This window comes from Bradyrhizobium sp. (assembly GCF_049798375.1).
GTDB lineage: Bacteria > Pseudomonadota > Alphaproteobacteria > Rhizobiales > Xanthobacteraceae > Bradyrhizobium.
Map to the genome: position 1 here is coordinate 1 of NZ_JBARGP010000455.1, position 4,316 is coordinate 4,316.

5 protein-coding genes and 1 pseudogene are annotated in these 4,316 nt (G+C 61.4%); 3 read left to right on the plus strand and 3 right to left on the minus strand.

Going from position 1 to position 4,316, the window contains the following annotated elements:
- From WA702_RS18805 to WA702_RS18815, 3 genes are all read left to right on the plus strand, one after another.
- A partial coding sequence (locus WA702_RS18805; RefSeq protein WP_425112043.1) for an ABC transporter permease occupies positions 1 to 171 on the plus strand: 171 nt, incomplete at its 5' end.
- A 2-nt stretch (positions 172 to 173) separates the two neighbouring features.
- Positions 174 to 917: an ABC transporter ATP-binding protein gene (locus tag WA702_RS18810; RefSeq protein WP_425112039.1), complete on the plus strand. Its 744-nt coding sequence runs from the start codon at positions 174 to 176 to the stop codon at positions 915 to 917.
- Positions 918 to 931: 14 nt separating this feature from the next.
- Positions 932 to 2,038 carry an ABC-type transport auxiliary lipoprotein family protein gene (locus tag WA702_RS18815; protein ID WP_425112040.1) on the plus strand — a complete coding sequence of 369 codons (1,107 nt, stop codon included), beginning with the start codon at positions 932 to 934 and terminating at the stop codon, positions 2,036 to 2,038.
- A gap of 375 nt (positions 2,039 to 2,413) precedes the next feature.
- Here the strand turns inward: WA702_RS18815 and WA702_RS18820 are convergent, their stop codons facing one another.
- The 3 genes and pseudogenes from WA702_RS18820 to WA702_RS18830 all read right to left on the minus strand — a co-directional run.
- On the minus strand, positions 2,414 to 2,698 hold the full coding sequence (locus WA702_RS18820; protein WP_425112041.1) for a hypothetical protein: 285 nt from the start codon (positions 2,696 to 2,698) through the stop codon (positions 2,414 to 2,416).
- A 143-nt stretch (positions 2,699 to 2,841) separates the two neighbouring features.
- Positions 2,842 to 3,969: an ABC transporter permease gene (locus tag WA702_RS18825; protein WP_425112042.1), complete on the minus strand. Its 1,128-nt coding sequence runs from the start codon at positions 3,967 to 3,969 to the stop codon at positions 2,842 to 2,844.
- 6 nt (positions 3,970 to 3,975) lie between these two features.
- Positions 3,976 to 4,316: pseudogene (locus WA702_RS18830) on the minus strand (ABC transporter ATP-binding protein/permease); the annotation flags it as partial.

A 4,316-nucleotide genomic window follows, 5' to 3' on the forward strand; every position in this document is an offset into this window, starting at 1 on the left:
CCATTCATGGCCCTGGTGATCGGGCTGGTGGCTGCGTGCGAGGGCCTCAAGGTCAAGGGCAGCGCGGAATCTCTCGGCCGGCAGACGACGGCATCCGTCGTCAAGTCGATCTTTCTCGTGATCGTGCTCGACGGGTTGTTTGCCGTGTTCTTCGCCTCGATCGGGATGTAGCCATGGCCGAGGATCGCATCGCAATTCATGTGAATGATCTCGTGGTCGGCTTCGGCGAGCGGGTCGTGATCGATCATTTGTGCCTTGATGTTCGCGAGGGCGAGATCCTCGGGCTGGTCGGCGCTTCCGGTGGCGGCAAGTCGGTGCTGTTGCGGACCCTGGTTGGCTTGCTGCCGAAGCGGAGCGGAGAGATCAGCTTTCCTGCATTTGCAACTGACGAAGCCGTGGGTCGCGGTGTCTTGTTTCAGCAGGGTGCGCTGTTCTCGGCGCTTAATGCCCGACAAAACGTCCAGTTTCCGTTGCGCGAGGCCGCGCATCTGTCTCCTGCGCTGCTCGATGAGATCGCCAACGCCAAGCTCGAAATGGTGGGACTAAGCGTAGAGGACGGCGACAAATTTCCGGCCGAGCTTTCCGGCGGCATGACCAAGCGCGTTGCGCTGGCGCGGGCACTGGCGCTCGATCCGGCCCTGCTGTTCCTGGATGAGCCAACTTCCGGCCTCGATCCGATCGCAGCCGGTGAATTCGACGCGCTGATCAGAACGCTGCAGCAGACGCTCGGCTTCACCGTTTTCATGGTCACGCATGATCTCAACACGCTGGCTGCGGTTTGCAATCGCGTCGCAGCCCTTGCCGACGGCATGATCGCAGCCCTCGGGCCATTGCCGGCTGTACTTGAGTCCGACCATCCCTGGGTCAGAGCCTATTTCCATGGCGCCCGGGCGCAGATGCTGCACCTCGGTGCCTGACGAGAGGAAGAGTTATGGAAACACGCGCACCTTTTGTCATCGTCGGCGCCTTCGTATTGGCGGCGATCGCGGCCGTGTTCGGCTTTGTCTATTGGCTCAACAATGCCGGCGGCATCGGCAAACGTGAAACTTATCACGTGACCTTCAACGGCCCGGTGCCGGGCCTGCTGGTCGGCGCGGCCGTATTATTTAACGGTATTCGCGTCGGAGAAGTCACTTCGCTCGCACTCGTCCCCGACCGGCCCCATGATGTCAACGCGACCATCGCGGTCGTCGAGCAAACGCCGGTTCGTTCCGACACCAAGGTCGGCCTGGATTTTCAGGGACTGACCGGCGTTCCCGTGGTCGCTCTGGAGGGCGGCGAAGATGCTTCGGCGCCGCCGGTGAGGGGCGCCCTGATCGCCGAGAAGGGCGCAGGCCAAAGCATGACGCAGGCGGCGCGCGACGCATTGCGCAAGGTCGACAGCGTGCTCTCGGAGAATGCCGCCCCCCTGCACGAGGCCATCAGCAATCTCAGCACCTTCGCCGACGGGCTCGCGCGCAACACGCCGAAGCTCGATGGGATCGTGGTGGGCCTGGAGCGCATGACCGGTAGCATCGCGCCCCCGCGCAAGGTGAGCTATGATTTGAAGGCGGCGGATAATTTCGAAGGGCCACGCCAACCGCTTGAGCCCGGTCTCGTCATCACCGAGCCGACGGCGACGACACGCCTGCAGACCCAGCGGTTCCTGTTCGCCTCGGACGAAGAGCCGCACGACGATTTCGTCGACGCCCAGTGGAGCGATACGCTGCCGGCGCTGGTGCAGGCGAGGCTGCTGCAGAGTTTCGAGAATTATGATATCGCACATGCCCCGCTACGGGGGGACGCCCTGAGCCAGGGTGGTGTCCGCCTGCTGATCGATCTGCGGCAGTTCGATATCGCGACCGCGCCGCAGCTGCGGGTCTGCATCGAGCTCTCCGCAAAGCTCGTCGACGATACCGGCCATCTCAAGGCCGCGCGCATCTTCCGGCAATCGTCCCCGGTAGACGCGCTCACAGTGGCGAAGGCGGCCACGGCGTTCGCGCAGACCTTTGATACGCTCGCGCGGGATGTCGTGACATGGACGGCCTCGGCGCGGTGAATTCCGCGTCCGCCGGGCGGAAGGCGGGTCTTGTCGCAGCAGCAGGTGTCGCCGTCGGGCTGCTGGGGGCAGGCGTTGCCTCGTCGCTTGGTTTCGCGGCCATCTGAGAATGCGCTATATATGACAGGCGCGCCTGATTAGCGCACGGGAAGGAAGCGATAGCTTGCACCGGCTGGTGGGGATCTGAACAAGCTTCTGAACAGACCGATGGCGGAATGCGCTGAGGCGGCTGTGGCTGTGCCAAACCTTCGGTTTTGCGAGTGAGAATCGTTCCGCAGGCGAGCGCTTCCTGTGCGGCTTGAGCGGGACGCCGGGCCTGGGAACATCGCCCGGAGCGGAGAGCGTTCCGGTATTGCAAAGCCCCGTCCTGGAGATTCAAAGGGCCGCGATACAGAAAGACGCGGCCCACTCCGGAGTTTTGTCCTTTAGAGATTGAAGAATTTCTTGCGCAATGCGTCTTCGTACCGGCGCTTTGCGTCCTTCACGCGATTGCGGATTTCGTCTTCGTGGAAGTGTTGCATTCTCCCACTTGTCCACTTCGGCAATCGTGTGATTGACCGAAGCCAGCGCTTCCTCCTGCCCGATCGCATCGATCAATTGCTCGACAGCCGCCACATAGGTGGCCTGCATTTGATCCAGTTCGGTGTTGTTGTCCGGCATATTGTACCCTCCAACTTGGTTCAGACCAGAGTGCCGCCGCCCCGCGGGCAAACTCTCCGTTAGTGATGGTTCAAGGGCTGCGTTCCATCTTGATCTTCCGCAAGCCGGCTAACGAATAATCGTGGTGCCGTCCAGGCCGCGTCCTATAAGCCCGCCGAGGCAAGCGCCGAGCGGAACCGCAGCAGTGACAGCATCAAGAACAGCGAAGCGATCGCTGCCACGGCCACAAACTGCGGCCATACGACCTCCAGGCCCGCGCCGCGGTACAGTATAGCCTGGGCGAACGATACGAAATGCGTCGACGGGGACGCCTGCATCGCCATCGCAAGCCAATGCGGCATGCTCTCGAGCGGCGTCGCGTTGCCGGACAGGATGTTCATCGGAACCGCGACGAGCATGTAGAGCAGGCCAAGCTGCGGCATGGACCGCGCGACCGTACCTAGAAACAACCCGATCGCGGTTGCGAAAAGCAGGTAGAGAACCGCACCGAACATGAAGAGTGGAATTGATCCGGCAATCGGGATCTTCAGAAGCAGCCGGATCACGAGATAGAGCGACAGGCCGATGGCCACCGCGATCACGAAAGCGTTGGCCCAGATCTTCGACATCGCGATCTCGAACGGACTGAGCGGCATGACAAGCAGATGATCCATCGTGCCGTGCTCCCGCTCTCGTACCAGCGCGGCGCCGGTCAGGATGATCGAAAGCATGGTGACGCTGGATATGATTCCCATCACGCTGGCGAACCAGGCGGTGGTCACGTTAGGATTGAAGGCAATTCTGATCGCCAGGTTCACGGGGGATTGCGTCGCCGGTTCCTCACGCGTCAGATACTGGGTGATTTCCGTGTTGACGATCTGCTCGGCATAGCCCGAGCCAAGGCCGGCCTGAACCATGGCGGTCGCATCGACGTTGATCTGCAAGCTCGGCTGGCGCCCTGCCAATACGTCGCGCTGGAAGTTGGGCGGAATGTCGATGACAAACGTGTACTTTCCGGCATTCATCAAATGCTCGACGTCCGCCTCGGCGATTGCCGCAGGCTGCTTGAAATAGGGCATGAGAAAGGCGTGAGTGATGCGCCGAGACAGCTCCGAGTGGTCCTCGTCGACGACGGCAATCGAGGCATGGTACAGCTCTTGAGAGTTGCTCTGTGCCTGGCTGATCACCGCAAGCGAGAACGAGTAGAGCACGAGACCCAGCAGCACCCAGTCGCTGAAGAGGCTGCGTAGCTCCTTGGTGCCGAGCCAAAAGATGTTGGAAAGGGAGCGCATCGATTTCTATCGCTCCTGTTTACGAAGCAGCAGCATGCTGAGCGACGTCAGCACCGGGATGAAGATCATCAGCATCAGGATGCTGGATCCGAGGTCTGCGAATCCGAGTCCCTTGGTGAAGGTGCCGACACTGATCGGACGATAGTAGGTCATCGGGAAGCCAAGCCCGATGATTTGGGCGACGCCGGACAGCGACGAGACCGGGGTCATCATGCCTGAGAATTGCTGGGCCGGCAGCAGCGTGAGGATAGCCGTCCCGAACAGCGCGGCGATTTGCGTTCTACAGAACGTGGAAATCAGCATGCCATAGCCAGTCGTAGTGAAGACATAAGCGATCGTGCCGGCCA

Bases quoted from the DNA above. Each gene is read 5' to 3' on its own strand.
- WA702_RS18810 (WP_425112039.1), top strand. From the start codon at position 174: ATGGCCGAGGATCGCATCGCAATTCATGTGAATGATCTCGTGGTCGGC.
- WA702_RS18820 (WP_425112041.1), bottom strand. From the start codon at position 2,698: ATGCCGGACAACAACACCGAACTGGATCAAATGCAGGCCACCTATGTG.
- WA702_RS18825 (WP_425112042.1), bottom strand. From the start codon at position 3,969: ATGCGCTCCCTTTCCAACATCTTTTGGCTCGGCACCAAGGAGCTACGC.
- WA702_RS18815 (WP_425112040.1), top strand. From the start codon at position 932: ATGGAAACACGCGCACCTTTTGTCATCGTCGGCGCCTTCGTATTGGCG.